At 60.2% G+C, this 26,634-nt stretch carries 24 protein-coding genes; 15 read left to right on the forward strand and 9 right to left on the reverse strand.

Annotated features, from left to right (window positions below; genetic code table 11):
- Position 1 precedes the first annotated feature (1 nt).
- Complete coding sequence (locus M2360_RS08705; RefSeq protein ID WP_280774466.1) at positions 2 to 253, forward strand: hypothetical protein; 252 nt, start codon at positions 2 to 4, stop codon at positions 251 to 253.
- A 15-nt stretch (positions 254 to 268) separates the two neighbouring features.
- On the opposite strand, the gene M2360_RS08710 is transcribed toward M2360_RS08705, so the two are convergent.
- The 3 genes from M2360_RS08710 to M2360_RS08720 are packed head-to-tail and all read right to left on the reverse strand — an operon-like array spanning position 269 to position 3,074.
- Positions 269 to 1,360, reverse strand: coding sequence for an ABC transporter ATP-binding protein (locus tag M2360_RS08710; RefSeq protein WP_280774522.1), 1,092 nt, complete (start codon positions 1,358 to 1,360; stop codon positions 269 to 271).
- A gap of 11 nt (positions 1,361 to 1,371) precedes the next feature.
- Positions 1,372 to 2,178, reverse strand: a complete 807-nt coding sequence (locus tag M2360_RS08715) for an ABC transporter permease (RefSeq protein ID WP_280774468.1) — start codon at positions 2,176 to 2,178, stop codon at positions 1,372 to 1,374.
- Positions 2,175 to 3,074, reverse strand: coding sequence for an ABC transporter permease (locus M2360_RS08720; protein WP_280774470.1), 900 nt, complete (start codon positions 3,072 to 3,074; stop codon positions 2,175 to 2,177). Before M2360_RS08720 ends, M2360_RS08715 begins: the two co-directional genes overlap by 4 nt.
- 200 nt (positions 3,075 to 3,274) lie before the next feature.
- On the opposite strand from M2360_RS08720, the gene M2360_RS08725 reads away from it, so the two are divergent.
- The 4 genes from M2360_RS08725 (at position 3,275) to M2360_RS08740 (ending at position 7,394) form a co-directional block, all read left to right on the forward strand.
- Positions 3,275 to 4,693, forward strand: a complete 1,419-nt coding sequence (locus M2360_RS08725) for an aminotransferase (RefSeq protein ID WP_280774471.1) — start codon at positions 3,275 to 3,277, stop codon at positions 4,691 to 4,693.
- Positions 4,694 to 4,991: 298 nt separating this feature from the next.
- Positions 4,992 to 5,738: a hypothetical protein gene (locus tag M2360_RS08730; RefSeq protein ID WP_280774473.1), complete on the forward strand. Its 747-nt coding sequence runs from the start codon at positions 4,992 to 4,994 to the stop codon at positions 5,736 to 5,738.
- A 4-nt stretch (positions 5,739 to 5,742) separates the two neighbouring features.
- Positions 5,743 to 6,237 (forward strand): hypothetical protein, encoded by a 495-nt coding sequence (locus M2360_RS08735; RefSeq protein WP_280774474.1) that lies wholly within the window; start codon positions 5,743 to 5,745, stop codon positions 6,235 to 6,237.
- Positions 6,237 to 7,394, forward strand: coding sequence for a hypothetical protein (locus tag M2360_RS08740; protein WP_280774476.1), 1,158 nt, complete (start codon positions 6,237 to 6,239; stop codon positions 7,392 to 7,394). The genes M2360_RS08735 and M2360_RS08740 overlap by 1 nt, the downstream gene beginning before the upstream one ends.
- A gap of 302 nt (positions 7,395 to 7,696) precedes the next feature.
- Here the strand turns inward: M2360_RS08740 and M2360_RS08745 are convergent, their stop codons facing one another.
- Entirely contained in the window at positions 7,697 to 7,819 is a 123-nt protein-coding gene (locus M2360_RS08745) for a hypothetical protein (protein WP_280774478.1), read from the reverse strand.
- A 220-nt stretch (positions 7,820 to 8,039) separates the two neighbouring features.
- Here M2360_RS08745 and M2360_RS08750 point away from each other — a divergent pair, with 220 nt between their 5' ends.
- Genes M2360_RS08750 through M2360_RS08765 form a run of 4 tightly spaced genes read left to right on the forward strand, consistent with a single transcriptional unit; the run spans position 8,040 to position 12,638 of the window.
- A complete protein-coding gene (locus tag M2360_RS08750) occupies positions 8,040 to 9,539 on the forward strand; it encodes an ABC transporter substrate-binding protein (protein ID WP_280774479.1) in 1,500 nt (499 codons plus the stop codon).
- Positions 9,536 to 10,480, forward strand: a complete 945-nt coding sequence (locus M2360_RS08755; RefSeq protein ID WP_280774480.1) for an ABC transporter permease — start codon at positions 9,536 to 9,538, stop codon at positions 10,478 to 10,480. Before M2360_RS08750 ends, M2360_RS08755 begins: the two co-directional genes overlap by 4 nt.
- A complete protein-coding gene (locus M2360_RS08760) occupies positions 10,477 to 11,256 on the forward strand; it encodes an ABC transporter permease subunit (RefSeq protein ID WP_280774482.1) in 780 nt (259 codons plus the stop codon). Before M2360_RS08755 ends, M2360_RS08760 begins: the two co-directional genes overlap by 4 nt.
- Positions 11,253 to 12,638: an ATP-binding cassette domain-containing protein gene (locus M2360_RS08765; protein ID WP_280774484.1), complete on the forward strand. Its 1,386-nt coding sequence runs from the start codon at positions 11,253 to 11,255 to the stop codon at positions 12,636 to 12,638. The genes M2360_RS08760 and M2360_RS08765 overlap by 4 nt, the downstream gene beginning before the upstream one ends.
- 207 nt (positions 12,639 to 12,845) lie before the next feature.
- On the opposite strand, the gene M2360_RS08770 is transcribed toward M2360_RS08765, so the two are convergent.
- A complete protein-coding gene (locus tag M2360_RS08770; protein WP_280774485.1) occupies positions 12,846 to 13,091 on the reverse strand; it encodes a DUF982 domain-containing protein in 246 nt (81 codons plus the stop codon).
- A gap of 123 nt (positions 13,092 to 13,214) precedes the next feature.
- The gene (locus M2360_RS08775; protein WP_280774486.1) at positions 13,215 to 14,429 is read right to left on the reverse strand and encodes an aromatic ring-hydroxylating dioxygenase subunit alpha; all 1,215 of its coding nucleotides are present in this window, start codon (positions 14,427 to 14,429) and stop codon (positions 13,215 to 13,217) included.
- A 209-nt stretch (positions 14,430 to 14,638) separates the two neighbouring features.
- Here M2360_RS08775 and M2360_RS08780 point away from each other — a divergent pair, with 209 nt between their 5' ends.
- Positions 14,639 to 16,966: a membrane-bound PQQ-dependent dehydrogenase, glucose/quinate/shikimate family gene (locus M2360_RS08780; RefSeq protein WP_280774487.1), complete on the forward strand. Its 2,328-nt coding sequence runs from the start codon at positions 14,639 to 14,641 to the stop codon at positions 16,964 to 16,966.
- On the opposite strand, the gene M2360_RS08785 is transcribed toward M2360_RS08780, so the two are convergent.
- Entirely contained in the window at positions 16,963 to 17,973 is a 1,011-nt protein-coding gene (locus tag M2360_RS08785) for a LacI family DNA-binding transcriptional regulator (RefSeq protein ID WP_280774489.1), read from the reverse strand. The two genes, M2360_RS08780 and M2360_RS08785, sit on opposite strands and share 4 nt — an antisense overlap.
- Positions 17,974 to 18,256: 283 nt before the next feature.
- Between M2360_RS08785 and M2360_RS08790 the strand changes: the two genes are divergently transcribed.
- Positions 18,257 to 18,403 carry a DUF1127 domain-containing protein gene (locus M2360_RS08790; protein WP_280774491.1) on the forward strand — a complete coding sequence of 49 codons (147 nt, stop codon included), beginning with the start codon at positions 18,257 to 18,259 and terminating at the stop codon, positions 18,401 to 18,403.
- Positions 18,404 to 18,963: 560 nt separating this feature from the next.
- On the forward strand, positions 18,964 to 20,214 hold the full coding sequence (locus tag M2360_RS08795; protein WP_280774493.1) for a cyclopropane-fatty-acyl-phospholipid synthase family protein: 1,251 nt from the start codon (positions 18,964 to 18,966) through the stop codon (positions 20,212 to 20,214).
- A gap of 71 nt (positions 20,215 to 20,285) precedes the next feature.
- Here the strand turns inward: M2360_RS08795 and M2360_RS08800 are convergent, their stop codons facing one another.
- A complete protein-coding gene (locus M2360_RS08800) occupies positions 20,286 to 21,257 on the reverse strand; it encodes a sugar-binding transcriptional regulator (protein ID WP_280774496.1) in 972 nt (323 codons plus the stop codon).
- Between the two features lie 245 nt (positions 21,258 to 21,502).
- On the opposite strand from M2360_RS08800, the gene tal reads away from it, so the two are divergent.
- The 3 genes from tal (at position 21,503) to M2360_RS08815 (ending at position 26,239) form a co-directional block, all read left to right on the forward strand.
- Positions 21,503 to 22,462 carry a transaldolase gene (gene tal / locus M2360_RS08805; RefSeq protein WP_280774498.1) on the forward strand — a complete coding sequence of 320 codons (960 nt, stop codon included), beginning with the start codon at positions 21,503 to 21,505 and terminating at the stop codon, positions 22,460 to 22,462.
- A 470-nt stretch (positions 22,463 to 22,932) separates the two neighbouring features.
- Positions 22,933 to 24,963, forward strand: a complete 2,031-nt coding sequence (locus tag M2360_RS08810; protein WP_280774500.1) for a GumC family protein — start codon at positions 22,933 to 22,935, stop codon at positions 24,961 to 24,963.
- A 4-nt stretch (positions 24,964 to 24,967) separates the two neighbouring features.
- A complete protein-coding gene (locus M2360_RS08815; RefSeq protein WP_280774502.1) occupies positions 24,968 to 26,239 on the forward strand; it encodes a hypothetical protein in 1,272 nt (423 codons plus the stop codon).
- A 136-nt stretch (positions 26,240 to 26,375) separates the two neighbouring features.
- Here the strand turns inward: M2360_RS08815 and M2360_RS08820 are convergent.
- On the reverse strand, positions 26,376 to 26,634 hold a 259-nt coding region (locus tag M2360_RS08820; protein ID WP_280774504.1), incomplete at its 5' end, for a hypothetical protein.

The raw sequence follows: 26,634 nt of genomic DNA on the forward strand, positions 1-26,634 counted from the left end.
AATGGCGGAGGATGATCTCGATTTCTGGCGTCAGATCCTGACCCCGACCGGCGTGGAATGGTCGGGGCGGGCGCGTTATGCGGCGGCGATGCATTTTCATCTTCAAGGCGACATGTCGGCTGGGGTCTTGGAGATCTACAGGATCTGCTCGCGGCTGGATGATGAAGACCCGCTCGACGCTCTCAGGGCCTATCACATGGGCGCGGATTGGATCGCGACCGCAGAAACGGTGCGAAAGCGCTTGGGCCTCTGATCTTTCTGGCTCTGCTCAGCGCGACTGCGACGCGTCATCGCCCAGAAGCACAAATCCGTCGGGATCATAGGCCAACCGGACCTCTGCGCCGACAGGCAGATCGTCGGCGCCGAAGGCGTTTGTCTCGATCAGCGTGACAGGCTGCGCAAGGCCCTCGATGGCGACGTCGAGATGGGTGATCTCACCGAAATAGGCGCGGTTGATCACCCGCGCCGAAAGGCTATGGGCGTCCGTATCGCCCTCCCACAGGATGCGCAGCCGTTCCGGGCGGATGCCGATCATGGCCCTGCCGCCCTCAGCCTGGAAGCCACGCGGCTTTTCCAGCCGTGTCTCGCCGAACTTGGCCGTCCGCACCACGAGTTCCGCGCCCTGATCGGCGACGATGTCGGCGGCGAGGAAATTCATGCCGCCGAGAAAGGCGGCGATGCGGCGGGTGAGGGGGCGTTGATAGATTTCTTTGGGCGTGGCGACCTGGGCGATGCGGCCATCGAACATCACCGCGATGCGGTCCGACATCGCCAAAGCCTCATATTGGTCATGGGTGACCAGCACGAAGGTGATGCCGACGGTTTTCTGCAATTGCCGGAGTTCGAACTGCATTTCCTCGCGCAGCTTTTTGTCGAGCGCCGACAGCGGTTCGTCGAGCAGCAGCACCTTGGGGCGCAGCACCAGCGCCCGGGCGAGCGCCACACGCTGGCGCTGACCGCCGGAGAGTTCATGCGATTTTCGCTTGCCGAGCGGGCCGAGCCGGACCTGTTCCAGCGCCTCGCCGATCCGCCGTTTTTCCTCCATGGGATCGAGCCGCAGGCGCTTGAGGCCATAGGCGATATTGTCGGCGACATCGAGATGCGGAAAGATCGCGTAATTCTGGAACACCATATTGACCGGGCGGTGATTGGGCGGCCGCGCGCTCACCTCCTCGCCGTCGATGCGGATCTCGCCGGATGAGGGATGCTCAAAGCCGGCGATGGAGCGCAAAAGCGTGGTCTTGCCGCAACCGGACGGGCCGAGCAGCGAGAAGAATTCGCCGCTGGCGATGGTGAGATCGATATCGATCAACGCCTTGTAGATGCCGTAGCTCTTGTTGACCTGCCGGATCTCGATCATGTCAGTTTGCATCAGGGCGCTCCCATGGCGGTCAGTCGGTCTTCGGCCCGCTTGCGCAGGATTTCGGCGATCGCGAGCAGCGCGATCGACAGGACGAGGATGATGGAGCCCAGCGCCAGCACGGCCGGCAGGCGCGCGGCGAAACGAAGTTGCCCCCAGATATAGACGGGCAAGGTCGGCTCGGAGCCGGACAGGAAGAAGGCCAGGATGAACTCGTCGAAGGAAATGGTGAAGGACACCAGCAGGCTGGAGAGGATCGCCGGCGACACCACGGGCAGGATCACCCGCCGGAAGGTGCCGAACGCCGTTTCGCCGAGATCGCGCGACGCCTCTTCGAGCGACGGATCGAGATTCTGGAAGCCAGCCGTCAGCACCGACATAGCGTAGGGCAGACAGAAGACGGTATGGCCGAGGATTACCGCAATCAGCGAGGCGGAAAAGCCGAGCGACAGGATGATCGTCAGCAGCGACACGGCCACGATGATCTCAGGCAGAAACAGCGGCGCCATGATCAGCCCGCTGGCCGCCTTGTGCCCCGGAAAACGATGGCGGCTGAGCGCCCGGGCCGCGAGAACGCCGAGTGTGGTGGTGAGCAGCGACACCGACAGTCCGACGATCAGGCTGTTGAGGGCGGCGCGCAACATCTGCGCGTTCCCCCAGACCATTTCGTGCCATTTCAGCGTGAAGCCGCTCAGCGGCAGGGTCGGCGCCGCCGCCGTATTGAAGGAAAACACCGGGATGACCAGGATCGGCGCATAGAGAAAGACGAGATAGACGACCAGATAGATCGACAGGAAAGGCAGCCTGACGCTCTTCATCGGATCCTCCGCGCCAGCAATTTCAGCAAGACAACGACGAAGGCGGCGCTCAGCGATACCGCGATCATGGTGGTGACCGAGAGCGCTGCGCCAAGCGGCCAATTGTTGCCCTTGCCGAATTGCGCCTCGATCGCGGCGGCGATCATCACGCCTTCCTTGCCGCCCACCAGTTTTGGCGTCACGTAATCGCCGACGGTCGGGATCATCACGATCAGGAAGGCCGAGATCACGCCGGGCATGGACAAAGGCAGCGCGACGCGCAGGAAGCTCTTGAAGCGGCTGTCGCCGAGATCGCGCGAGGCTTCGAGCAAGGAACGATCGATCTTTTCCAGCGACACGAAGATCGGGATGATGGCGAAGGCGGCCCAGGAATGAACGAGCGCGATCAGCACCGAATTGGCGTTGTAGAGCAGTGAGGTCAGCGGCTGGTCAATCAGACCGAGGCTGATCAGCCCGCCATTCAACACGCCCTTATAGCCGAGGATCACCTTCCAGGCCATGACGCGCAGCAGATAGCTGGTCCAACAGGGGATGGTGACGAGAAACAGCAGCAGGTTCTTGCGATAGCCGCCATGAAAGGAAATGTACCAGGCGATCGGATAGGACATCGCAACGGTAATCGCGCTGGTGGCGAGCGAGATGACCAGCGAGCGTGACAGCAGGTCTCGATAGATCGGATCGGTCAGCGCCGTCGTGTAATTGGCGAGCGTGAAGGTCTTGTCGATGGTCAGGTAATCCTGGCTCCAGACGCTGTAGAGCAGGACGATGAGGATGGGCAGCGCCAGCAGCGCCAGCGCGTAGAGAACGGTCGGCGAGATCAGCAGCAGGCCGGCGGCGCGGCTCGACAATTGCCAGTCTCCGCCCGTTGCGGAAGTCGCGCGCGGTTCAGCCGGCATCGTCCGCGTTCCCGCGGCGGAGATGTGTCATTCCCATTCCCAGTTCCCCTATGCCTTTTGTGTCTCGTGGCATGTTGTCGTCAACAATGCCGGAATCAGGATTGAAATCAAGCGGAAAATCTGAAATATTGATTGAACGGACATTCAAAATAATCCGAATTGCGCCGTGCTCAGAGAGGCTTAACCCGGGAGGTGCTGATATGGCGGCGGTCGTGAAAGATGCGTATGCGGCGGAAGATCCTGCCGATCGCCTGGCCCGGGATCATCTCGTGCAGCCCTGGCCGGTGTCCGGCTCGATCGGCGCGGAGGCGCGCGGGCGTATTCTCGAAGGCGACGGCATTTATGTGACGGATCATGCCGGTCGCCGCCTGATCGATGGTCCCGCCGGCATGTGGTGCGTCAATGTCGGCCATCGCCGGCGCGAGATCGTCGACGCGATGGCGAAGCAGGCCATGGCGCTGTCCTACAATTCGCCCTGGTACACCACCAATGATCCCTCGGCGGAGCTCGCCGGGCGTCTCGCCGGCCATGCGCCGGAGGGCCTGCAGCACGTGTTCTACACCACCGGCGGCTCGTCTGCGGTGGAGACGGCGCTGCGCTTCATGCAGTTCCGCAACAATGTTTTGGGCCGGCCGGGCAAGAAGCGGATCGTCTCCAGAGAGGGGGCCTATCACGGCTCGACCTATCTCTCGGCCTCGCTCAACGGCCGCCCACGCGACCATGACTGGATGGATAGCGCCAGCGAGCAGGTGTCGAAGCTTTCCTGCCCCAATCCCTTCCGCCGTCCCGCGGGCGTGACGGTCGAGGCGTTCTGCGCGCATCTGCTGCAGGAATTCCGGGATCTCATCGCCCGGGAAGGCGCAGACACGATCGGCGCCTTCATCGCCGAGCCGATCATGGCCTCGGGCGGGGTGATCGTGCCGCCGGACGGCTATCTCGCAGGCATGCGCGCCATTTCCACTGAGCATGACATCCTGTTCATCGCCGATGAAGTGGTCACCGCCTTCGGCCGGCTCGGCCATGTCTTCGCTTCCGAGCAGGTGTTTGGCGTCACACCCGACATGATTACGTTCGCCAAGGGCGTCACCTCAGGCTATTTCCCGCTCGGCGGCGTGATGATCGCCGAGCGCCTGTTCGAAGACTTGCGCCGCTCCAACCATTCGGACGCCATGTTCGCCCATGGCCTGACCTATTCCAGCCACCCGATCGGCTGCGCCGTCGCCAACACCAATCTCGACCTGCTCGAAGGCGGCATTCTCGATCACGCCCGCGCAGTGGCGCCCTATTTCCAGCAAAGCCTGAAGACGCTGGAAGCGCTGCCGCTGGTGGGCGAAGTGCGCGGGCTTGGCCTGATGGCCTGCGTCGAATGCGTGGCCGATCACGTCAGCAACAACCCGCTGGCGCTCGACCTCGAAGTCGGCAAACGCATCGACCGCCACTGCCAGGACCTCGGCCTGCTGGTGCGACCGCTGATCCATATGTGCGTGATGAGCCCGCCGCTGGTGATCGAGCGCAGCGAAATCGACCGGATGCGGGAGATTCTGGATCAGGCGATCAGGTTGACGCAGGATGAGTTGGTGCGGGAGGGGCTTTGGCGGGGGGGAGGGGGGGTGGGCTGAGCTTCATTGAACTGTTTGGTACCTGCGATGCCAAGGCAGCAACCCGTTTTGACTTCACCAGTGTTTTATAGAGCCGCGCAATCGTCTTGTCCGCTTCAGCAATTGCAAGGAATAAGGCGTTGGCTCAGGGGAGGCAACGCCGGCCGCAACAGGTGCTCTGTTAGGCAGCGAGATGACGCGTTCGCTATCAGTTTAAAGCGTTCGCTTTTTTATGGTGCTGGGTTGTCCTGGCCCGACTTATTGAAATGTTCACACAAAGATGCCAATGTGGCTACTCACCAAGGATATAGGGCCACTCATGGTGCTGTTGTATAAAGCGATCTTCAGGGTCGACTTTGATCAAAAATACGAGTTTGCCGACCATCCAGGCACTATTACCCAGACGATTCTGAATGTAGCCAAAAATTTCTGGGAAATAGTGGGCCCGACGAACGTCGTATATCAAATCAACGCAGTGCGCGATTTGTCTAAGGGGCGAACTCGGGCGGGTGCGAACTTCAGCGTTGACACCAACGCTATCAGTGGGAACGTCGATTTTGATGAAGGGCTTAGCTTCGAAGAATTTGTTGAAGGTAAGTACCTTAATATTTGCAGCGAAACGCTAGAAGAACTTATTTCGCGTTTTGAGGTTCGGAATTTCAATAGGGTAGGTGTCCGCCTTTTTATGGCCGGAGGATCAACCAAGAATTTCATTGACCACCGTAAGAATGTGGCGAATAGGTATTATGAGACCATCGTGCCAGATGGTCTGCGAACGCCGTTAAGCATTGCCGATGCCGCGATGGTCATAGTGGGTAGCTTCGATCATGACATCCAATTTCGGTTGCATTCAGGCCCAGGCAACGAGAACGACATAGTGCAGTTTTTAGAGCGCGATTTGGACGGGGGTGGTGGCAAGATTACGCCCCATGAGTTCGCAGCCGATATTGACATCTACCAACATAATATCAATTTTAAGGGCACCAATCTGCGGCGATGGATCAAAGCAAAGGAACCATATGTTCGGGACCTGCTTGTCGTTGCTGACTATGCAAACCGGGGGTGAGAAGATGCGCAATAGCATGACTTGGGTTAAAGGTTGGGAAGCCCCGACGCGTCGCCGCCAAGCCAGTGTTCCAGACTTCAAATTCCCTGAGGACTGCTTTAGCTTAGGCTATGGTGACGCCACAAACGCGACCTCCGCCAACATAGCTTTTGATGGAATTTCATACGAACGCCGCGAACCGGTACGCCGCGCCGTGGCGGAGCCGACGAAGACGTCTGCCAACGAAAAGATCGAAAAACTTGAGGCCACCGTCAAGAGCGTTGGTGAAACCTTTATTGTAGTTAGTGCGGCACCGAGTGGTGACACGGTCGAATTTCAAATACCGGTGGAGTTGTGCCCATGTGATGTTTTATACGTTGGCACCCCGATATCAGTGCGCGTGGATAAGGAGGCGCGATACTCTACGCTTAAGATCGAACGTCGGGAAAAGAAGTCAGAATTTTCTGCTGATCTTCGTAAACGCTTCTCTGCGATGATGGAGTGGGCCGAAAGCCTGTAATGCTCCACCTCCACTTCCTGAACGTCGAAAATGGAGATTGCATAATTGCTGAGTTCGTAGCTGATTGCGAACGAAGCTTCGGACTTATTGATTGCAACCGAACTTCAACGCGAAAATCTCCTGCGCTTCATAAACTTCAATCTCTGGGGGTAGAAGAACTTGAATTCGTGTGCATCACCCATCCCGACGCAGATCATTTTACCGGCATAATTGATGTTCTCAGGCATTACGAGGGTAAGATACGGTCGTTTCTCACCTTTCCACTATCATCACTTTTGACCGACCAGGAGCGCCTAAAAAAGTACGCTAAAAAGGTGTTGCAGCTTGCGGAGCGTGGCGATGACGAGGAGATTGCGAGCCGTCACTTAGAGTTTGTGGAAATTTTGCAGTATGCGAAGGACCATTTCTTACCTGAAAACTGGCTTCAGGTATCCGGCGATTTCGACAGACTTGGGATCTCAGGGTTCGGAACTGCTGCGTTTTACGGAATCGGCCCGCCCAAAGCTATGAATGGAAGTATTGTTCAAGCTGTGCTTAATCCGGAAAGCTTTACAGCAGTGGACAACAATGAGGTGAGTGTAGCGATCCAAGTCAACTACGCTGGGCGTAAGGTAATTTTGGGGGGCGACGCCACCAACGAAAACTGGATCTCGCATAGACGATATCGGGAAAAAATTGGTGCTTCGATCACATCGGATGTAGTGAAGCTGCCACATCACGGCTCGCACCTAGACAACTCTCCTGAAACCTTAGCCGATTTCTTCGGAGGTGCGAATGGTGGAATAGCAGTTATATCAGCTGGCGGTCGAAGTCATCCAGCATTCGAAACTATGGATCGTCTCAACGAACTAGGATGTCAGAGGATATGCACAAACCTCTTCAACCCCAGTGAGCGCTCAGTGCGGAGACTTTACAATGATGCTGCACTGGAAAGCAGACTGAAGCACTTTTTGAACGTTTATGCGTTTCCGTTGGCAACTAAGCCACAAGCATGCAAGGGGGATATCAGGATCACTATATGCCCTGATGGTTCAATCGCGAGCGATACTGAGTTCAATAATATCTTGTGCGCGTGCACCACGGCATTTAATGCCGCTGGTGTTCCACTTCTGCCTACCCTGCCGCCGGTCGCAACTTCTCTGACCGCTACAATCTGATCTAGTCCCCGTGACGCGCTTGCCTAGAGTTATACGAAAATTATGGAACGGCGGGCAATCGTGAGGCTTGAGCGTGAATTGTACCTAGCCAAGTGACCTCCCCTAAACGGCGGCAGTTACCAGAAATGGGGAGGCCGGGCGAGGTCAAGCCAACTACCTACAAAAGCTTATCTGCTTTCTGGAGCGCTCTTGGAAGCGTACGGTCATGAAATCGCCCCAAAATCGGCCATCAACAACGTCCGTTCCGACTTCCGCTTCTGGCGCAAAACAGCCAGTGACGGCACATCGCAGCCTACTGCCCATCACCCCTTCTTATCCTGATCCCGATGCCACTTGATCGCGAAGAACATGCCAACCCCTAGCACGGCGATCTTGAGCGGGAAAAACACGATGGGGAACCAATCCCAGATGTCGGACGACTGCATGTCATTTTGACCCTTGTTAAGTGAGGGAGCCCTACGCCCAAACGGCAGTCGGCGACATCCGCCATGTTGACGCAGAGGAGAGCGGGGCGAATGAATGAAGGGTCAAAAAGCGCCTGATTGTTTTCGGCGGACAACCGCAGGATTTTTGTCGGCAGTGTCTTGAACTCGCGCGACGACAAAGCTACACGAGCGTAACTCTATAACATTACGGAGATCGATTGTGCTGCGCCTTCCGCTTGTCGCCCTACTCACCGCGCTCATCCCCATGGCCGCATCCGCCGATGAAAAGGTCTTGAACGTGGCCGCTCCGTTTGAGATCAAATCCGCCGATCCGGTGCTTTCCGGCGATATCTTCCTCAAGATGGATGTCGTCGAGACGCTGGTGAACGCCGATGCCTCGGGCAGGCTCTTGCCCGGCCTTTCAGATGGCTGGAAAGTCAGCGGCGACAATCTGGCCTGGCGTTTCCATATCCGGCCCGGGGTGAAATTTCATGACGGAAGTCCGTTGACAGCAGAGGCTGCCGCAAATGCTTTGAACTGGTCCGTAAAGAAAGAGGGGGTTCTGACCAAGGCACCGATTGCCTCCATCGTCGCCGAGGGAGAAGACGTCGTCATTTCGCTCTCCAAACCATTTGCAGCGCTGCCCGCCTTCCTGGCCGAATATCGCACCGGTATCCTTGCTCCCGCAGCCTATGCCGCAGATGGAACGGTGACGGCCTTGATCGGCACCGGAGCCTTCAGAGCGACCAAGCTCCAGCCGCCGATGAACCTGGAGGCCGAGCGGTTTGACGCTTATTGGGCCGGAGCTCCGAAGTTGCAGGCCGTCCAGTATAGCGGCGTCAGCCGCTCCGAGACGCGCGCCTTGATGGCGGAAGCGGGCGATGCGGAAGTGGTGGTCAACCTCGATCCCGCCTCCGTGTCGAGGCTCAAGGCCGTGGATACGGTGGATGTGGAATCGGTGTCTCTGCCGCGCCTGCTGCTGCTGAAGATCAATCTCGCTTCGCCCTTCTTCGACACTGTCGAGGAACGCAAGGCGCTCTCGCTGGCCATCGACCGCGCGGGTCTGGCCCAGGCAGTCCTCCGCTATCCGGCGGCGGCAACGCAGATGTTCCCGCCAGCCATGGCCGGGTGGCACGACGCCGCGCTGGCGCCTCTCGCCTATGATGCTGCGGCCGCCAAGACGGCCTTTGCCGAAGCAGGCTGGACGCCGGGGCCTGATGGCGTGTTGCAGAAGGATGGCCAGCGCTTTGAGGTCGAATTGCTGACCTATCCGGACCGGCCTGAACTGCCCCTGACGGCCGCTGTCTTGGAGCAACTTTTCCGCGATGTCGGAATCGCCGTGACCATCAACTCCACCAACTCCTCGGAAATCCCCGCCAAGCATGCCGCCGGCACTCTTCAGATGGCGCTGTTCGCCCGCAACTTCGCGCTGGTGCCTGATCCCATCGGCACGCTGATGCAGGATTATGCCCCGAACGGCGATTGGGGTGCGATGGGCTGGCGGAACGCCGACTTCACCGCCGCCGTCCAGAAGATGGCGGCCGATGGCGGGACCCCGGCCGAACGCGCCGCTCTTGCGGCAACCCTTCACGCCGAAATGCCGGTCATTCCGATTGCCTGGTACCAGCAGACTGCGGCCATCTCCAAAAAGGTCAAGGGCATTGTCATCGATCCCTATGAGCGCACGCTTGGGCTGAAGTCTGCCGAGTTCGTCCAGTGATAACGGCATTCCGTATAATAGCCTTCCGCCTCATGCAGGCGGCAGGCGTGGCTTTGGTTGTCGGCGTGATGTCGTTCCTGATGATGCAGGCGATGCCGGGAGATATGGCCTATCGCATTGCCGCCGCCCGCTACGGCTACGATCTGGCCTCGACGGAACTAGCCGAGGCGGTTCGCGTGGAATTGGGGCTCGACGCCGGCCCGGCCGCCCAGTTTCTGCGCTGGATATCTGGCCTTGTCCAGTTCGACCTCGGAGAATCGCTGGTCTCCGGACAAAGCGTCTGGGGCGAGATTACCCATCAGCTGGGCGCGAGCCTTGAGCTGGCTTCAATAGCGATCGCGCTGTCGCTGGTGATCGGTCCGCCGCTGGGAATCTGTGCCGGGCTCCACGCAGGCGGCCGTTTCGACCGGGCGCTGCTGGTGATCGCGGCTGCTTTCAGGGCCGTGCCGCAGTTTCTGCTCGGCTTGGTTCTCATCGTGATCTTCGCCGTGCAATTCCGGCTGCTGCCATCCGCCGGTTACGGCCAGGCAAGCCATTTTCTTCTCCCGGCGGGCACGTTAGCGCTCGGTCTTGCGGCGGCCTCGGCGCGCATCACGCGCGATGCGATGGCGGGTGTTGCGGCAAGCCCTCATTATGCATTCGCGCGCATGAAGGGACTGAGTGAGATCCACATTCTCTTTCGCCACGGACTGCGCAATATCGGCGCTCCCGTGATCACCTATCTGGGCCTGCAGTTCGTGCTTCTCGCCGAAGGCGTGGTGGTCGTCGAAACGATTTTCGGCTGGCCAGGCATCGGACACGCGCTGATTCACGCGGTGTTCCATCGCGATGTGCCGATGGTGCAGGGCGCGGCGCTTGTCATGGGGCTGGCCTTCGTGGCCATCAACGCCATTGTCGATCTGGTCGTGCGACGCATCGATCCGCGGGAGGTGCGGGCGTGACAATTTCGAGTTCCCGGATTGGTTGGGCGCTGTTGGCGGCCATATTGGCCTACGCCTTGATCGGACCGTTTTTTGATGCGGTCGGACCGTTCAAACAGGCGCTTCTGAAAACGCTGGCGGGCCCGGACGCCGCTGTTCCCTTCGGTTACGACCATCTCGGCCGGTCGCTATATTCTCGCCTGGCGCACGCCTTGCGGCTTTCTCTGCTGATCGCTCTCGCCGCGACCGCCACGGCTGCGGTGATTGGAGTGGCTCTTGGCGCGCTGGCCAGCTGGCGCGGCGGTTTCATCGACCAAGGACTGTCCCTCATCGCGGATTCCTTCCTTGCCCTCCCGGCGCTGCTGATGGTGCTGATGATGGGCGTCATTCTGCCGTCGACGCCGCTCGCATTCTGGGCCGGCATTGCTGCCGTGCAGTGGATAGAGTTCTTCCGGCTCACTCGAAGCGCCGCCCGCAGTCATCTGGCCAGCCCGGCGGTCGAGGCCGCAACTTTGCAAGGTTTCAGCCCGCTTTGGATTTTTCGCCGTATTCTATGGCCGGAAATCGGGCCGATACTGCGCACGGCAATGGCCTTTGGCGTGGCCAGCGCCATCGCCGCCATAGCCGCGCTCGGTTTCGTAAGCGTCGGTATGCGCGCGCCGACGCCCGAACTTGGCCTGATGATGGTCGAGCTTTTGCCAAGCTGGCGGGAAGCGCCCATGGCGCTCATCCAGCCGGTGCTCGCCTGCTTCATCCTGCTCCTGTCGCTCAACCTGATTGCGGGAGGCCGCAGATGACATTGTTAGTCGCTGAAAACATCATGGTCCACGCCGGCAGTGAGGCGCTGGTCAATCCGGTCTCGCTCAGCCTGTCTGCCGGAAGAGCGGTTACGATTCTGGGCGAAAGCGGCTCGGGTAAAAGCCTGCTTGCGCAAGCCATCATCGGCACATTGCCCAAGGGGCTGACAGCCTCGGGCAGCATCGCCTTCGGCAAGGATCGCGTCGAGCCGGTCATTTCCGGCGGTATGCGCGCGCGCTGGGGGCGCCGGGTCGCCGTTCTGCCGCAAGAGCCGTGGCTCGCGCTCGATCCGCTCATGCCGGCGAGGCGCCAGGTCGCCGAAGTCTACGCGTTCTTCGGAAATGATCCTCACCCGGGCGACCGCGCCAATGCCGACCTGGCGGCGTTGGGGCTTGAGGGGGCCGGCTCGAAATATCCCTGGCAGCTTTCAGGGGGAATGGCGCAGCGACTGGCCTTTGCCGCCGCTCGGGCGGGCGGCGCCACCGTCACTGTCGCTGATGAACCGACAAAGGGTCTCGACGTCGGCCGCCGTGACGATGTTCTCGCGCTCCTGCGCCGTGGCCTTGAAGGGGGAGGCGGTCTCCTGACCATCACTCATGATCTTGCGCTTGCGGCAGGGCTCGGCGGTGAGATTCTCGTCATGAAGGGCGGAGAGGTGATCGAACGCGGCCCGGCCGAACATGTGCTGGCCAGCCCCGAACACGCCTATACCCAGGCGTTGATCGCCTCCGATCCCGCATGCTGGCCTCGACGCGCTCCCACTGCGGAGTTGCCGCCTTTGCTGCGCGCCGACGGGCTTCAGGTCGAACGCGACGGAAAATTATTGTTCGCACCCGTGAGTTTTGCGCTATCCCCAGGCAAAGTGCTTGGCGTCTTCGGTCCCTCTGGTTGCGGCAAGTCGAGCCTGGGGAATGCGATTCTTGGGCTGTTGCCGCATCGCGGCGCGCTTTGGCGCGACCCGGCTGGTCGGCGCCTGGGCTTTCAAAAGTTGTGGCAGGACCCGCCGGCTGCGTTTCCAGCGAGAATCACCTTGGCTCAAGGCCTCGAAGACCTTGTTCGGCTTCACGGAATCGACCGTGCCCGCCTGTCGCCCTTGCTCGAAAAGCTGAAGCTGTCATCTGATCTCCTGAACAGATTGCCCAGCGAGATTTCCGGCGGGGAACTGCAGCGGATCGCCTTGATGCGCGCGCTCCTTCTCGACCCGGTCTTCCTTTTTGCCGACGAGCCAACATCGCGATTGGATCCTGTGACGCAGGCTGAGACTATGCAGCTCTTGTTGAAGGTTGCGGCGGAGCAAGGCCTGGCGATCATGGTCGTCAGTCATGATGAGGCGTTGCTGTCCGCAGTCAGCGATGACGTGATTCGTCTGAACGCGCCGTGATCGGATCTGGGCAATCCACTCAACCCGGTGTCTCGGGCTTCCCGGGCGGTGTCCGCTGAGTAGCCTCGCAACGATATGCGGATTGCCCAGTGAAGTTGGCTTGGCGACCGTATGAACCGAATAACTGTCCCAAAACAATGCCGCGCGCATTTGGCGGGCGTTCGCGGCGCTTTCAGTCCGCCCTTGTCGCGATAACGGCAGCTTTTGTCACTCCCGCATTTCAATCTCAGCCTCGCGCGCGGCGGCGATGAAGGCGAGGCGGGCGTCTTCGGGTTTCTTCTTGCCCTTGATGGCGGCCTCGATCACGATCAGCGCACGGTCCAGCGCCGGGCCGTCTTCGAGGGGCCAGTCTTCGATCAGCGCCCAGGAGGCCTCACGGAGATTGCGGATCGTAGTGAATTTGCCGGGGCCTTCCAGCGCCACGGTCACGGGTTTTGTCCAGTCTTGGCTCACGGATGAGTCTCCAGCTTGATGATCGCCCCTCCTAGCATCGATCCGTGCGGATGATGAGAGGGGGCGTGATTTTGCTGCAGGAGAGTCGGGAAAACGCGTCCGACTGGGGTGACAGCAGCGCCGTCAGGGCAGGGGCGTGGGCGGCGTAAGGCGAAGCGCGGCGTTGACGGTTCCCATCTCGCTCTCGGCCGGCGCGGCGTCGAGCGTCATCACCGGCAGCATCCGGCGGAGATGGTCGTGATGGGTGCGCACGCCATATTCGAGATCGGAGAGAAAGAAGCTCGAGAAACTCTTCGACGCCATCGCCTCGTTCGACCAGACGGTCAGTTGGACATCTTCCGCCATCGTGTCGCGGTCGATGCGGGCGGCGAGATAGCGGGCGAGCCGCTGGCGGCGGTCCTCCTCCGGATAGCGATAGACTGCTCCGCGCAGCAGCGTCTCTCCGGTTGAAAGCGGGAATTCCTGATAGAACTGAATGGCCTCAGGGGTGACCGCGATGACAGTGTTGGGAAACAGGCCGTAATAGATCCAGGCTTTTTCCAGCGTCTCCGGCAGGTCGATCGAGTTTTTTGACAGTTTCACATAGTTGCGCACGCTCCAGCGCCGCCCGGCATGGGGATTGTAGGTCGCGAATGACCGGCAGACGCCGTCGACGAACGGCTCGTCATAATAGGTCGAGCCATAGAGATCCTGCAGCGCCGGATGCGCCATGGCGACATGATAGCCTTCATTGTCGACGTCGCGCACCGACTTCCAGTTGACCGGCGAGGTCTGCGTCCAGAGCTTGCCGACAGGAACGGCCGTATCCGTTCGGTAATGCGAGAGCTGCTCGTGATAGGTCGCCATGAGCTCGGCGATGGCCGGCTGATCGCCCGGGGCGAAGCGGATGAAGACGAAGCCGAGCCAGACCTCGCAATCGATCTCCGAAAGGCCGAATTCGCGCTTGTCGAGCGGCGGGAAGGTGTCGGGCCGCGCGGGCCCGCGCAGCGTGCCATCGAGATTATACACCCAGCCATGAAACGGACAGACCAGCGCATTGCGGCAGGCGCCTTTCTCATCGGCGACAAGGCGGGAGCCGCGATGCTTGCAGATATTGTGGAACGCCCTGATCACGCCGTCCTGCCCGCGCAGCACCAGCGCACGTTCGCCGACGATGTCGAGCGTGATGTAGTTGCCGGGTGCGGGCAGGTCGGAGACATGGCAGGCGAGCTGCCAATTGCGGCGGAACACATGCTCCTTTTCGAGCTCCAGCAAAGCGGGGCTGTGATAGGTCCAGCCGGGCAGTCCGCGTCGATCCCAGCCTGCGGGCGGCGCGGCAATCTTGGTCTGTATCGTCATCGACCTGCTCCTTATTTGCTGAACGTCCATTCAATATAATTGAAAATATGAAATTAAGTCAATTCTGTAAAGGATTTGCATGATTGGTTTATACCTCGATTTCTACTCGATCGATTTCCCTTTTTCGTTCAAGGGGATGGCTTCTCCTCACGTCTTTCTGTCGACGATTTCTTCTGCTAGATGTCGCGACCCGCGGAGGAGGGGCGTTCGTGATCACCAAACTGACATCCCTGGCCTGCGCCTTAATCGGCGTTCTGCTCGCGCGTGAAGGATGGGTGCTGGTCTCGCTGGGCGGCAGCGTCGCCTATCTGGTGATCGGCGTCGCCTATATTGTGACGGCTCTCCTCATCTGGCGGCGCGATCCCGTCGTCCTGTGTTTCTTTGGGCTGGTCGTTCTGGCCTGCCTCGCCTGGGCGGTCATCGAGGTCGGGGTTGATTGGTGGGGGCTGTTACCGCGCCTTGGATTCGTCGTCTTGACCGGGCTTTGGCTATCGACGCGGTGGCTGCGAAAACGGCTTGACCGGCCAGCCCGTATCCCGCCACGCCTCGGCTATGTCGGTTATCCACTTGGGGTCGTGGCCCTGGTCGCGGCTCTGGGCGCAATTTCTGGCGATGACCACGTGCAAGACGCTGGCAAGCCCGTCACATCTATTGCCGCGACGACGGATGCGCCCGCCGCCGATTGGCCCCATTATGGCGGGGGCCTGTCGGGCCAGCGTTTTTCCACGCTCGACCAGATCACCCCTGCCAATATCGGCGCGCTCGAAGAGGCCTGGCGTTTCCAGACCGGCGACATGAAACGCGGCAAGGAGGTCGTCGAGGCGAGCTATCAGGCGACCCCGCTCAAGATCGGCAGCACTCTATATATCTGCACGCCGCATAGCCAGGTGATCGCGCTGCACGCGACCACCGGCGCTGAGATCTGGCGCTTCGATGCGGTGAAGCAAGCAGGGGCGGCTCCACGCAGCCAGACCTGCCGCGGCGTGTCCTATTTTGACGATCCCGCGACGCCAGAACGGCCCTGCAGCCGCCGTATCTTGCTGCCGGCGGCTGGCGGTCGCCTGACAGCCATCGACGCCAAGACCGGCGCTCTTTGCAGAGATTTCGGAGTCAACGGCGTCGTGGATCTTCTTCGCGGCCTGCCGCATGCCCAAACCGGCTTTTTCTACAACACCTCGCCGCCCGTTGTTATCAGGGGGAAGGTGATCGTCGGCGGCGCGGTAAGCGACAGCGCCGGCCTCAATGCCCCTTCGGGCGTGATCCGCGCCTTTGACGCCGTGAGCGGACGCCTGTTGTGGAACTGGGATTCCGGCAATCCCGAGGCGACCAAACCGATCGGCGACGGCGAATTCTACATCGCCGGTTCGCCCAACAGCTGGTCGATTTCTTCCGCCGACGAGGAACTGGGATTGGTCTATGCGCCGATGGGCAATCGTCCGCCCGATCAGATGGGGCAGGGGCGCAGCGCCGCCATGGAGACATTCTCCTCGGCCATCGTGGCGCTCGACGTTGAGACGGGCAGGGTCCGCTGGTCGTTTCAGACCGTGCGGCATGATCTCTGGGATATGGATGTGCCCGCGCAGCCGTCGCTCTTTTCGTTCCATACGGCGTCGGGCGTGATCGTTCCTGCGCTGGCGGCGCCCACCAAGCAAGGCGATATCTATATTCTGGACCGGCGAACTGGCGCGCCCTTGCTGCCCGTCGGCGAGGCTGAAGCCCCGGCCAGCCTCATTCCCGGCGAACAGACCGCGCCCAGGCAGCCTTTCTCCTCGCTCACATTCTCGCCGCCGGCGCTGACCGAGACGAATATGTGGGGTGTCACGCTGTTTGATCAGCTCTCCTGCCGCATCAGGTTTCAGTCCCGCCGCTACCAAGGCCGCTATACGCCGCCATCTGAGCAGGGGACGATCGTCTATCCCGGAAATTTCGGCGTGTTCAACTGGGGCGGCATCGCCGTTGATCCCGAACGGCGGATCCTGTTTGGCATGCCGACTTACCTTGCATATGTGGCGCGGCTCGTTCCGCATGAAAAGCCAAAGGAAACGCCGCCGAAACGTATGAAAAGCGTGCTGATCGACAATGCGGGTCTGCGATACAGCGTGCGTCTCGGGCCTTTCGTCGGGCCGCTCGGTGTGCCCTGCCAGGCGCCGCCCTGGGGTTATGTCGCAAGCGCCGATCTCGACACCGGCGCGCTGCGCTACAGACGCGTCAATGGCACCGTCCGCGATTTGACCCCGATCCCGCTTCCCTTCCAGATGGGCGTGCCGGGGATTGGCGGGCCTATCCTGACCCGTGGCGGCGTCGCCTTTCTGGCCGCCACTCTGGACGACTATATTCGTGGATATGATGTCGTCAGCGGCGAGGAATTGTGGCGGGCGCGGCTGCCGGCGGGAGGTCAGGCGACGCCGATGACCTATCTGGACGCCAATGGCGATCAGTTGGTCGTCATCGTGGCGGGCGGACATGCTGCGCTTGAAACCACACCCGGCGACTATGTGATCGCCTATAGACTGCCGAAAGCCGGAGAAAAACCCTAGCGGCTGCTCTCGCGAACAATCAGCGACGGCGCGATCTCGACATTGTCGCCAGGGCGACCATCGAGAATGTCGAGGATCAGGCCTGCGGTGCGTTGACCGATCATCCGGGAAAAGGGGTCGATCGTGGTTAGTCGCGGTGTGGAAACTTCGCCGATTTCAAAATTGCCGAAGCCGCCGACGCCAATGTCTGTCGGAACCACCCTGCCGCGCCTCTGGCATTCCGTCAGCGCGCCGAAGGCCGACTGGTCTGATACGCAGATCACCGCTTCCGTATCCGGATAGGTTTCCAGGAGCCGCGCCATAGCGGCCGCGCCTTCCAGAGCCGAGATTGGCGGCGGCCCCGCCGCGATCAGCCGTGTAGCGTCCAGCCCATGGGCGATCATGGCGGCGACAAAACCCATGCGCCGATCGCTGCCGCGCGTATCTCGCCCCACATCGCCGCCAATGAAGGCGATACTGCGGTAGCCCTTCTCCACGAAGTGATCGACCATCTGCCTGACAGCTAAGGCATTCGAGAAGCCCACGAAATTGCCGATCGGTTCGCTGGGGGCGTCCCAGGTTTCGATCACCGGCATATGCGTGTTTTTCAGCAGCTTGCGAGCCCGATCAGTATGTTTGCCGCCGGTCACCACAATGGCTTGCGGCTTGCGCCGGAGAAACTGTTCGATCAGCCGTTCCTCATTTTGCATATGGTAATTCGTGTAGCCGAGAAGGATCTGCAGGCCGCGGGAGGCAAGCGCATCGGCGAGGCCGCCGACCGTATCGGCGAAATTGGGATTGCTGATCGCGGGAATAGTGACCGCGACGAAATCGGATTTCTGCGAGCGGAAATTGGAGGCGGTTGAATCGAAGACATAGCCGATATCCTCGGCTGTCTTGAGGATCGCAGCGCGCGTCTCCTTGTTGATCAGGCTGTCGGGCTTGAAGGCGCGTGACACCGTCATCAGCGATACGCCCGCGATGCGTGCGATATCCGCCATGGTCGGCGGCTTGTGGTTGTCGGCCATCCCGGAAGATGCTCCTGTTAACGGTATCATCCGGGATTAGGGCGAGACAGGCTGCTTGGCAAGTCGCCAAATGCCGGGGCGGCTTTTGAACGTCGTTCTCCGATCAATGTTGCCTTGTCCGGCGACGTCATTGCTCGATATGCGCTCATTGCATGGGTGGGCTGAGAGCTTTGCGCTGTTATAAAACTCATTCCGCGCCTATATTCCAATCATCGAAAAGACGCCGGGGCAAAGCGGAAACGCGCAGCAGCTGACGTCACAAAGACCCAGGAAAGGGATCATCATGAACGTCGCACGCAGCATCAACGCTTGGCGCAAATATCGTCAGACCGTCAACGAACTCGGCCGCATGACCAATCGCGAACTGAACGATCTCGGTATCGCCCGCGATGACATCCGCCGCATCGCCCGCGCTTCTGCCGCCGCGTAACCGGTCAAACCATCATATCAAAATCCAATTCGGCGCCCGCCTTCCCATGGAAGGCGGGCGTTGGCGTTTTTAAACTTCGATTTTGTCTAAATCCTGTCATATTTGAACATAACTCCCTATGGGGTTGGTTCCTAGATGAGATAATATACATAAAATACAATATGTTGAGCGGTGATTTTTCAGACCTATCACGAAAACGCATGGCTGCGCTGCGAAAAACAGACTTTTTGTTGGGGGCAGATCGGTCTATCAATTTCCTCACAAGAGCAGCGCATCCTCCTCCCAGCGCCGCTCTTCATCGAAGCAGCCACTCCTCCTCCCAGGCTGTTTCGCAGGATTGGCGGCACTCTCCTCCCGCCGCCAAGCCGACTTTCGAAGGCCTGCCGTACCTCCTCCCACGGCAGGCCTTTTCGATTCTCGGGTTTTCTCATGTTCTGTCTTCACTCTGTTGATCCATGCCGATTTCGGGCCGTGGCGGATTTCGCCTTGCGGTCGATGGCGCCCTGACGCATTCTCGCATCTCAGCCACGCGGAGTCGTTGTTTGGGACATGGAGGGTGAATGTCCAGCGCAGCCCGGATGATCGGCAAGATCGTGCAAACAGGGTCCCTGAGGCTGGTTCTGCCGTCGGGAGAAACACGCAGTTTTGGAGATGGGTCGGAAGAAACCATCGTCGTTCGCATTGCGGACGTCGAAGCGGAACGGGCGATCGTTGACGATCCCGCTCTCAAGCTCGCCGAAATGTACATGGACGGCCGGCTGATCATCGAAACCGGCAATATCTTCGATCTCCTGTCGCTGCTCCGGCGTAACGGCGTCCGCAAGGCGGGTAATGTCAGGCTAGCGGCCAAGACGCTGGCCCGCGCCATCTCCACGCAATTGTCGAGCCGTATTCCCGTTAATCGAAACCTGCAGAATGTCTCCCATCACTACGATCTCAGCGCCAAGCTGTTCGACCTGTTCCTGGATGACGACTGGCAATATTCCTGCGCCTATTTCGAGCCGCCGGGCATCTCGCTCGATGAGGCGCAATTGGCCAAGAAGCGGCACATCGCCGCCAAACTGTTGCTTGAAAAAGGCAATCGCGTCCTGGAGATCGGCTCTGGCTGGGGCGGCATGGCCATGTATCTCGCCGAGGCTGAAGACGTGGATGTCACTGGCGTCACGCTCAGTGACGAACAGTTAAAGGTCTCGCGCGATCGGGTGGCGCGGCGCGGCCTGTCCAATCGCGTCAATTTCGAATTGACCGACTATCAGGATGTCGAGGGAAAATTCGATCGGATCGTCTCGGTCGGCATGTTCGAACATGTGGGCGTCGGCAATTACCACCGCTTTTTTCGAAAGGTCGCCAGTTGTCTGGACAAGAAAGGCGTCATGGTTCTGCATTCGATCTGCCGCACCAAACCCAACTTTACGACCAATCCTTTCATCGAGAAATACATTTTCCCGGGCGGCTACATGCCGTCGATCGCGGAAGTTCTGCCCGCCGTGGAGCGCGCCGGCCTGTTGATCAAAGACATCGAGATCCTGCCGATGCACTATGCCGACACGCTGAGGGCGTGGCGGGAGCGATTTGTGGCCCGCAAGGCGGAGGCGATCGCCCTTTACGATGAACGGTTCTTTCGCATGTGGGAATTCTATCTCGCTGTGTCGGAAACGGCTTTTCGACATGACCGGCTCTTTATCATGCAGCTCCAACTGGCAAGGCATCAGGACGCCGTGCCATTCGATCGCACATACATCGCAGCGCGCGAAGCGATGTTGCGTGGTTTCGAGGCCAGGCGCGCCCCACTGGAGAAGGTGCAATTCTGAAAGCGACCGCAATGACGGCGAGCCGCGGGTCATTTGTCAATCGGCCGCAACGAGAATGGATATCCCCCGCCTCACTCCATGCCCAGCAAACCGCGCGCGGCGGCCTCGTCGGTCACCAGCGTATGGCAGCCGGTGCGCTTTATCGTAGCCCTGATCGCGGGAACGCGTCTGCGCCCTCCCGAGGCCAGTACGATGTGTCTGGCATGCGAGATCGAATCGAGCCCCACGGACATCACCCGATCCTGTATGGGGTGGCTGACGTCGCGGCCCTCGGCGTCCAGAAAGTGGCACAGCGTGTCGCAGACCGCGCCTGTTTCGAGAAGCGATGCGTGATCTTCCGCCGAAATGAAGTTGTGTGACATCGATGTTCCGGTCGGGCTGAAATCTCCGCAGCTGATCACCGCGATGTCCAGACTCTTGGCCCTTTCGAACAGCTTGCCAAGCCCGCAACGTTCGACCAGCCGCTTCTTCGTTTCGGCTGAATCCACGATCAATGGAGCGAGCAGCAGAAGACAATCTGCGTCGAGCTGGCTCGCCAGCCGCCATGAATAGTCGATCGGATTGATGATGGCGTTGGTTTCGAGGATGCCGCCAAGTAGAGAAACAATCTGCACATTTTCGCGCCGGGGAGGGCGGAAAGACTGGAGCGACGCGTTGAGCGTGCGCCCCCAGCCAACTCCCACCGCATGGCCGTCGGCGATTACCTCGGACAGGAACCGGCCGAGAGCCGCGCCGACATCCCGGGCGGTCTCGTCGGTATTGCCGTCTCCCGGCACCACGATCGCTTCGTCGAGCCCCAGCGTCTCTTCCAGCCGCAAGGCCAAGGCGGTGCAGTCACCGGGTTGTTCGTTGATCCAGATCTGCACTTCGGCGCGTTTCAGCGCCTCGTCCAGCATCCGAATGACGGTGGAGCGGCTGACGCAGAGATGTTCGGCGATCTCCTTTTGCGTCAAACCCCTGTTGTAATACAGCCAGGCGGCCCTGAGCCGCAACGCGCGCGAATCCATCAGATGCGTGTGACTATTTCGCTGGAGTTTCACCACCCGCCTGTGTCTCCCTCTCATCTGCTCGCGCGGAGGCAATCCGTCGCCGATGCAACCTTGCGCGCCGCGCCGCGTTGACCGAGACGGTCATGCCGGCGAGTGTGCGATAGCAAGGCGTAACTTTTTCTGAAACATTTGCGCTCTTTGTTTGACATATGTTGCACAATCCGGCAATAGACAAGCCAGATATTTCTCTCGCGGAGTCTCCGGCGCGCCGGGGCCGTGCAGCTCGAACGGAGGACAATGTGACATCCAAACTGGAACAACTTCGCGGCATGACCACCGTCGTGGCCGACACCGGCGACATCGAAGCCGTTGCGCGTCTCAAGCCGATCGATTGCACCACCAATCCGACAATCGTGCTGAAGGCGTTGGGTACGCCGATGTTCAAGGATCAGGTCGCCGAGGCCGTCGCCTGGGGTAAGAAGCAGGGCGGGGCCGAAGAGGCAGTGATCGCGTCCGTGGCGGATCGTCTGGCGATTTCCGTCGGGGTCGAACTCTCCAAGCTTGTGCCGGGTCGCGTGTCGACCGAAGTCGACGCCGACCTTTCCTTCGATATCGAAGGATCGGTCAACAAGGCGCGCGGCGTCATCGCCGCCTATAAGGAGCGCGGCATCGAGCGCGATCGCATCCTGGTCAAGCTGGCCTCCACCTGGGAGGGCATCCGCGCGGCGGAGATTCTCCAGAAAGAAGGCATCGATTGCAATCTGACTTTGCTGTTCAGCATGGCCCAGGCCGTTGCTTGCGCTGACGCCAAGGTCTTCCTGATTTCACCCTTTGTGGGGCGCATCCTCGATTGGTACGTCAAATCCACGGGGCAGACCTATACGTCCGAAACCGATCCTGGTGTGGTCTCCGTCCGCGAGATCTACAATTATTACAAGGCGCATGGGATCGATACGGTCGTCATGGGCGCGTCATTCCGCAATACCGGCGAGATCGAGGCTTTGGCGGGATGTGATCGGCTCACGATCAGCCCCGCTCTCCTTGAGCAACTCGATGGCGATCATGGTCTGCTCGAAAAGAAGTTGTCGGGCGATCACGTCAAGCCTGTGGACAAGATCACGGTCGATGAAAAGACCTTCCGTTGGATGATGAACGAAGACGCTATGGCCACCGAAAAAGTGGCTGAGGGCATTCGCGCCTTCGCGAAGGATCTGATTGCGTTGCGCGCCATGGTGAAGAAGGAATTGGCGACGGCCTGAGTCTCGTCCGCCATATCGCCGCTGAACCCCGTCTTGGCGCAGGCCCTGGCGGGGTTTCTCATTTGGGGTTTGCTAAAATCGCATAGCTGCACTGCAGCAATTTCTCTGGCGCGATTTCGCGGATGCGGCTATACCTACCTTCAACAAGGTGATGCATCCTCCTCCCGCAAAGCCTTGTAGATCGCACGGTCCGCTCCTCCTCCCAAGGACTGTGCGCCACAGGACGACGACACTCCTCCTCCCAGTCGTCGTCAAGTTTCGCGAAAGCCCGCCGCACCTCCTCCCGCGGCGGGCTTTTGTGTTTATGCTCCCGTGGATTCGATGCCCCCAACCATGTCTGGCGCATTTATCCGAGGGCGATGAACCGCCTTGAAATTTATCTTCCGTTAACCATAAGTCGCGATACTCGCGGGCGCATGGGCGGCTCATTCCGCGTCATTTCAGAGCCGTATCCAAATCAAGGCGTCAGTATGGACATTTTCGAACTCCCGGGCGTTTTGTTGCGGCGGTGGCTCTACGTGGTCGCCACGGCGGCGGTCTGTGTTGTCTTGGCGGGAGTGTACGCGGTCGTGGTCAAGACCCCGACCCAGGCCATCGCGCAGATTCTCATCGACCCACAGGGCCTGTCGGCCGTGCAGACGGAACTCGCGCCGCAGGTGACGGGACCCGCCCAGGATGCGGCGATGCTCGAGAGCCAGATCTACCTGATCCAGTCGGCGGAAATACTGGGCGAAGTGGTCGACAAGCTCGATCTGACCCATGACGCGTTTCTGGTCAGAAAGGCGCCCGCCGACAAGGACGTCGCGCGCTCCTCGGCGATCGGCGCGATGCAGAAGAACCTGTTCGTCACGCAGCAGGGACAATCTTTCGTGGTCGCGGTCGCATTCAAGCATCCGGATCCAGCCCGCGCCGCTGAAATCGCCAATGCGGTCGCCAGCGTTTACCTGAAGAAGATTCATGAGGCGAAAACCGACGCCGCCGAACGCGCCTCCGACGCTTTCCAGATGCAGGCGCAGGCGTTGGCCCAGCGACTGCGCAAGGCGGAAAATGAATTGGAAGCCTTCAAGGCGGCCAACAGGATCGTCTCGACCGGCCAGCAAGGCCTTGTGATCGACCAGCAGGTCGAGGGCGTGAACAGGCAGTTGCTGGCGGCGCGAGCGGATCTGGGCTCAAAACGCGCCAGTTTCGACCAGGCGCGGTCTTTGACTGTCGGCTCCGTGCAGGACGGGGCTATCCCCGAGGCGATCGCATCCGTGCCGCTGGGAACCATGCGGGCTCGCTATGCCGATCTCGTGGCGCAGATGAACGAGCGCTCCTCTTCGCTCGGCGCCAGCCATCCCCAGATGCAGGCCATTCAGAGCCAGGTTGCCGGCATGCGCCAGGCGATCGAACAGGAACTCGATCGGATCCGGGTGTCGCTAAAGAGCGCGGTTGATCGTGGCGAGGCCAATGTCGCAGCGCTCGAGCGCCGGCTGAACGACCTGACCGGCGCAAGTTTCGACGCCGGCGCGGCCGCCATCCAAGCCCGCGAATTGCAGAGCCAGGTCGACACGCTGCGCGCTCTCTACAAGACGTTTCTGTCGCGCTCGCAAGAACTCGGGCAGCGCGATCTCGCCGACACCAACAATTCGAGAATCATTTCCAAGGCAGTCGCGGCGGCGTCCTCATCCAGCCTTGCCAAGCTCATGATCGTGGTTGCAGGCGGCCTATTCGGCGTGATCTCGGGTTGCGGCCTGGCGATCTTGCGGGAATTGGGCGGCAAGCTCTTTCTGCCGCCCCCGCAGGTAGAACCCGCGAAAAACGATGGCGCGGTTGCGTCGCGGGTCGCCCTCCTGGATTCGACGTCTGCCGCAACCGTGTCCAGAGATGAGCCTGCCGAGCCGGTGGCTGGGTCTCGGTCGGACCCTTTCATCATCGCGCATCTGGTCGAACGATCACCGGTGCTGGGCCGTCTGGCGAACGCCACGTTTCGCACGCGCGCTCCAGTCGGGGATATCGGCGGCCGCGGCCTGGTCTCGATCGTCGCGCAACTGCGCGAGCGAATCTCCTCCGGGACGACCGATGTGGTGATCCTGCTGTCTCCAGGCCGGGCCCGACCGGCGGCCGGCCTTGTCCGGCAATTGGCAGAAGGGCTGCATGCGGAGGGACTGGATATTCTCTATGCTGACGGCGATGACATGTCCGACGACGTCTCCGACGAAGCCGCTCCCCTGGCGCATATCCTGCATTTTCATCGCCTGTCGCACACGCCGTCGCTCGCCGACCAGGCCCCGACCTTCCGAAACTTCGTCAACCGTCTCAGGAAGCCGCACGCCATCCTCGTCGATGGACGGGGCGCCGTGGCGCGTCGCCATCAGGCGGCGTTGATCGATCAGGCCGACGGCATTCTCGTTCTGGCCGACCAGGGGGTCGATATGATCAGCCTGCGGCGCTTCATCGACGAATTGCCCGACGGCGACGATCGGCTGATCGGCGCCGTGATGATCGATCAGGCAGCCTGACACGATGGCGGCGGCGCAGTCGGTCCGGATCGATGTTGAGGACGCCGCGCTGTCGCCGTCGACGCAGCTCGTAAGGTTCGTGGCGATAGCCACCGTTCTTGGCACATTGACGTTCAATCTGTTCCTGTGTTTCGTCAATACCCGCATCATGCCGATGTCCGACAGCCATGTGATGCTGATGGAAGTGGTGCTGACCGGAGGCGCGTTTCTCGCCGCACTCGACCGACGCTCAGGCCTGCCGCTGTTCCTGGCGATTTTCGGCAGTTATATGCTGCTGTTGTTCGCCCTTCGGCACCAGACGGATCTCAAGGCGATTCGAGATATCGTCAGCCCGGCGATCTTCTTCACCCTGGGCCGGCGTCTGCGTGACAACAAGCTTGCCGATGGGCTGGCGCTTGCGGCCGGTCTGGTCACCCTTTTCGTGGCCCTGTTCGAATATTTCATGCTCGACGTCTATCTCGAATGGTTCAATGTTCTGGGATACTATCTTTCGCGCGGCGCCGTCAGCCTGCAGGACAGTCACGGAGCCACCACGGGATTGTTCATCTCCGGAACGAGACCTGAGCCCCGAACGATCCTGCCGTTTCTCGGACAACACCGGGTATCGTCCGTGTTTCTGGAGCCGGTCTCCATGGGCAATTTCGGCGTCATCCTCTATTCCTGGGGCCTGTTGCGCAGCGAATGCCGCTCTCGGTGGCTCATGATCGCCATCGCCCTGGCGCTGATCGCCCTGGCGGATGCGCGCTTCGGGCTCTATACCTGCGTTCTGATCACCATGCTGAAGCCGATCTCGCGGCTGACGCCCAAGCTGATTTGGATCGTGGCGCCATTTCTGCTTTTGGCGATCTTCGCCCTGTATGGTCTCGTGGTCGGCTATGACGATACGGACAACGGCATCGCCGGCCGGTTCACGGTCACGGCGATCATCCTGACCAATTTGCCGGCGGCGGTGATCTTCGGCGCTGAAGCGACGGATGTCTTCACCGCTGATTCCGGCTACGCCTATACGCTGACGAAGTTCGGCCTGTTCGGTTTCATCGGCTTGTGGACGACCTTCGTTCTCCTGCCGGTCGCCCATGCCCGCGGATGGACGTTCCGGTCGATGATGATCATCTATCTCCTGTTGATCATGATCATTTCCAATTCGTTCTATTCGGTGAAGACCGGCGGCCTGATGTGGTTTCTGACCGGCGTGGCGTCGGCGGCATCCTTCACGGATCGCCCCGGATGGCTGGAGCGAATGGCGGCGCGCTTCCAAGGTCAGGCCCGGCGCTGACGTCCTTCCGGAGACAGATGGATCAGCCTTCTCCATGGTCGCGCAGAGAGGGCGAAACCGGCCTTCGGAAGCAGACATCGATATACACAATAAAAATCAATTACTTATCATCTTTCTTCATTGTCATAGAATTTTGTTATTGACGATGTGGGGGTCGGTTTGTATAAGCCGGGACATCGACGGGGGCGGCGGTTGCTTCTAGCGGCAGGCGCGCTCGTCTCTGAATTCGGACTGGACCTTCGGTTTTGGTGTTGGGTTTGGGATAGAAGAGAGACTGGCTTTCACGGATATGTGGGGTAAGTTTCGACCGGGTGGTCAGCTTTGGTTGTCCGGTGACGGTTTTGGCCGTCGGATCTTTGACATTGTTGGTTAAGAAGAAAGAGAGACGTGGACGG

Source organism: Rhizobium sp. SG_E_25_P2 (genome assembly GCF_029892285.1).
Taxonomy (GTDB): domain Bacteria; phylum Pseudomonadota; class Alphaproteobacteria; order Rhizobiales; family Rhizobiaceae; genus Rhizobium_E.

Bases quoted from the DNA above. Each gene is read 5' to 3' on its own strand.
- M2360_RS08720 (WP_280774470.1), bottom strand. From the start codon at position 3,074: ATGCCGGCTGAACCGCGCGCGACTTCCGCAACGGGCGGAGACTGGCAA.
- M2360_RS08725 (WP_280774471.1), top strand. From the start codon at position 3,275: ATGGCGGCGGTCGTGAAAGATGCGTATGCGGCGGAAGATCCTGCCGAT.
- M2360_RS08815 (WP_280774502.1), top strand. From the start codon at position 24,968: ATGGCGGCGGCGCAGTCGGTCCGGATCGATGTTGAGGACGCCGCGCTG.
- M2360_RS08810 (WP_280774500.1), top strand. From the start codon at position 22,933: ATGGACATTTTCGAACTCCCGGGCGTTTTGTTGCGGCGGTGGCTCTAC.
- M2360_RS08775 (WP_280774486.1), bottom strand. From the start codon at position 14,429: ATGACGATACAGACCAAGATTGCCGCGCCGCCCGCAGGCTGGGATCGA.
- M2360_RS08785 (WP_280774489.1), bottom strand. From the start codon at position 17,973: ATGGCCGACAACCACAAGCCGCCGACCATGGCGGATATCGCACGCATC.
- M2360_RS08765 (WP_280774484.1), top strand. From the start codon at position 11,253: ATGACATTGTTAGTCGCTGAAAACATCATGGTCCACGCCGGCAGTGAG.
- M2360_RS08715 (WP_280774468.1), bottom strand. From the start codon at position 2,178: ATGAAGAGCGTCAGGCTGCCTTTCCTGTCGATCTATCTGGTCGTCTAT.
- M2360_RS08790 (WP_280774491.1), top strand. From the start codon at position 18,257: ATGAACGTCGCACGCAGCATCAACGCTTGGCGCAAATATCGTCAGACC.
- M2360_RS08705 (WP_280774466.1), top strand. From the start codon at position 2: ATGGCGGAGGATGATCTCGATTTCTGGCGTCAGATCCTGACCCCGACC.
- M2360_RS08795 (WP_280774493.1), top strand. From the start codon at position 18,964: ATGTCCAGCGCAGCCCGGATGATCGGCAAGATCGTGCAAACAGGGTCC.
- M2360_RS08745 (WP_280774478.1), bottom strand. From the start codon at position 7,819: ATGCAGTCGTCCGACATCTGGGATTGGTTCCCCATCGTGTTTTTCCCG.
- M2360_RS08735 (WP_280774474.1), top strand. From the start codon at position 5,743: ATGCGCAATAGCATGACTTGGGTTAAAGGTTGGGAAGCCCCGACGCGT.
- M2360_RS08710 (WP_280774522.1), bottom strand. From the start codon at position 1,360: ATGATCGAGATCCGGCAGGTCAACAAGAGCTACGGCATCTACAAGGCG.
- M2360_RS08730 (WP_280774473.1), top strand. From the start codon at position 4,992: ATGGTGCTGTTGTATAAAGCGATCTTCAGGGTCGACTTTGATCAAAAA.
- M2360_RS08740 (WP_280774476.1), top strand. From the start codon at position 6,237: ATGCTCCACCTCCACTTCCTGAACGTCGAAAATGGAGATTGCATAATT.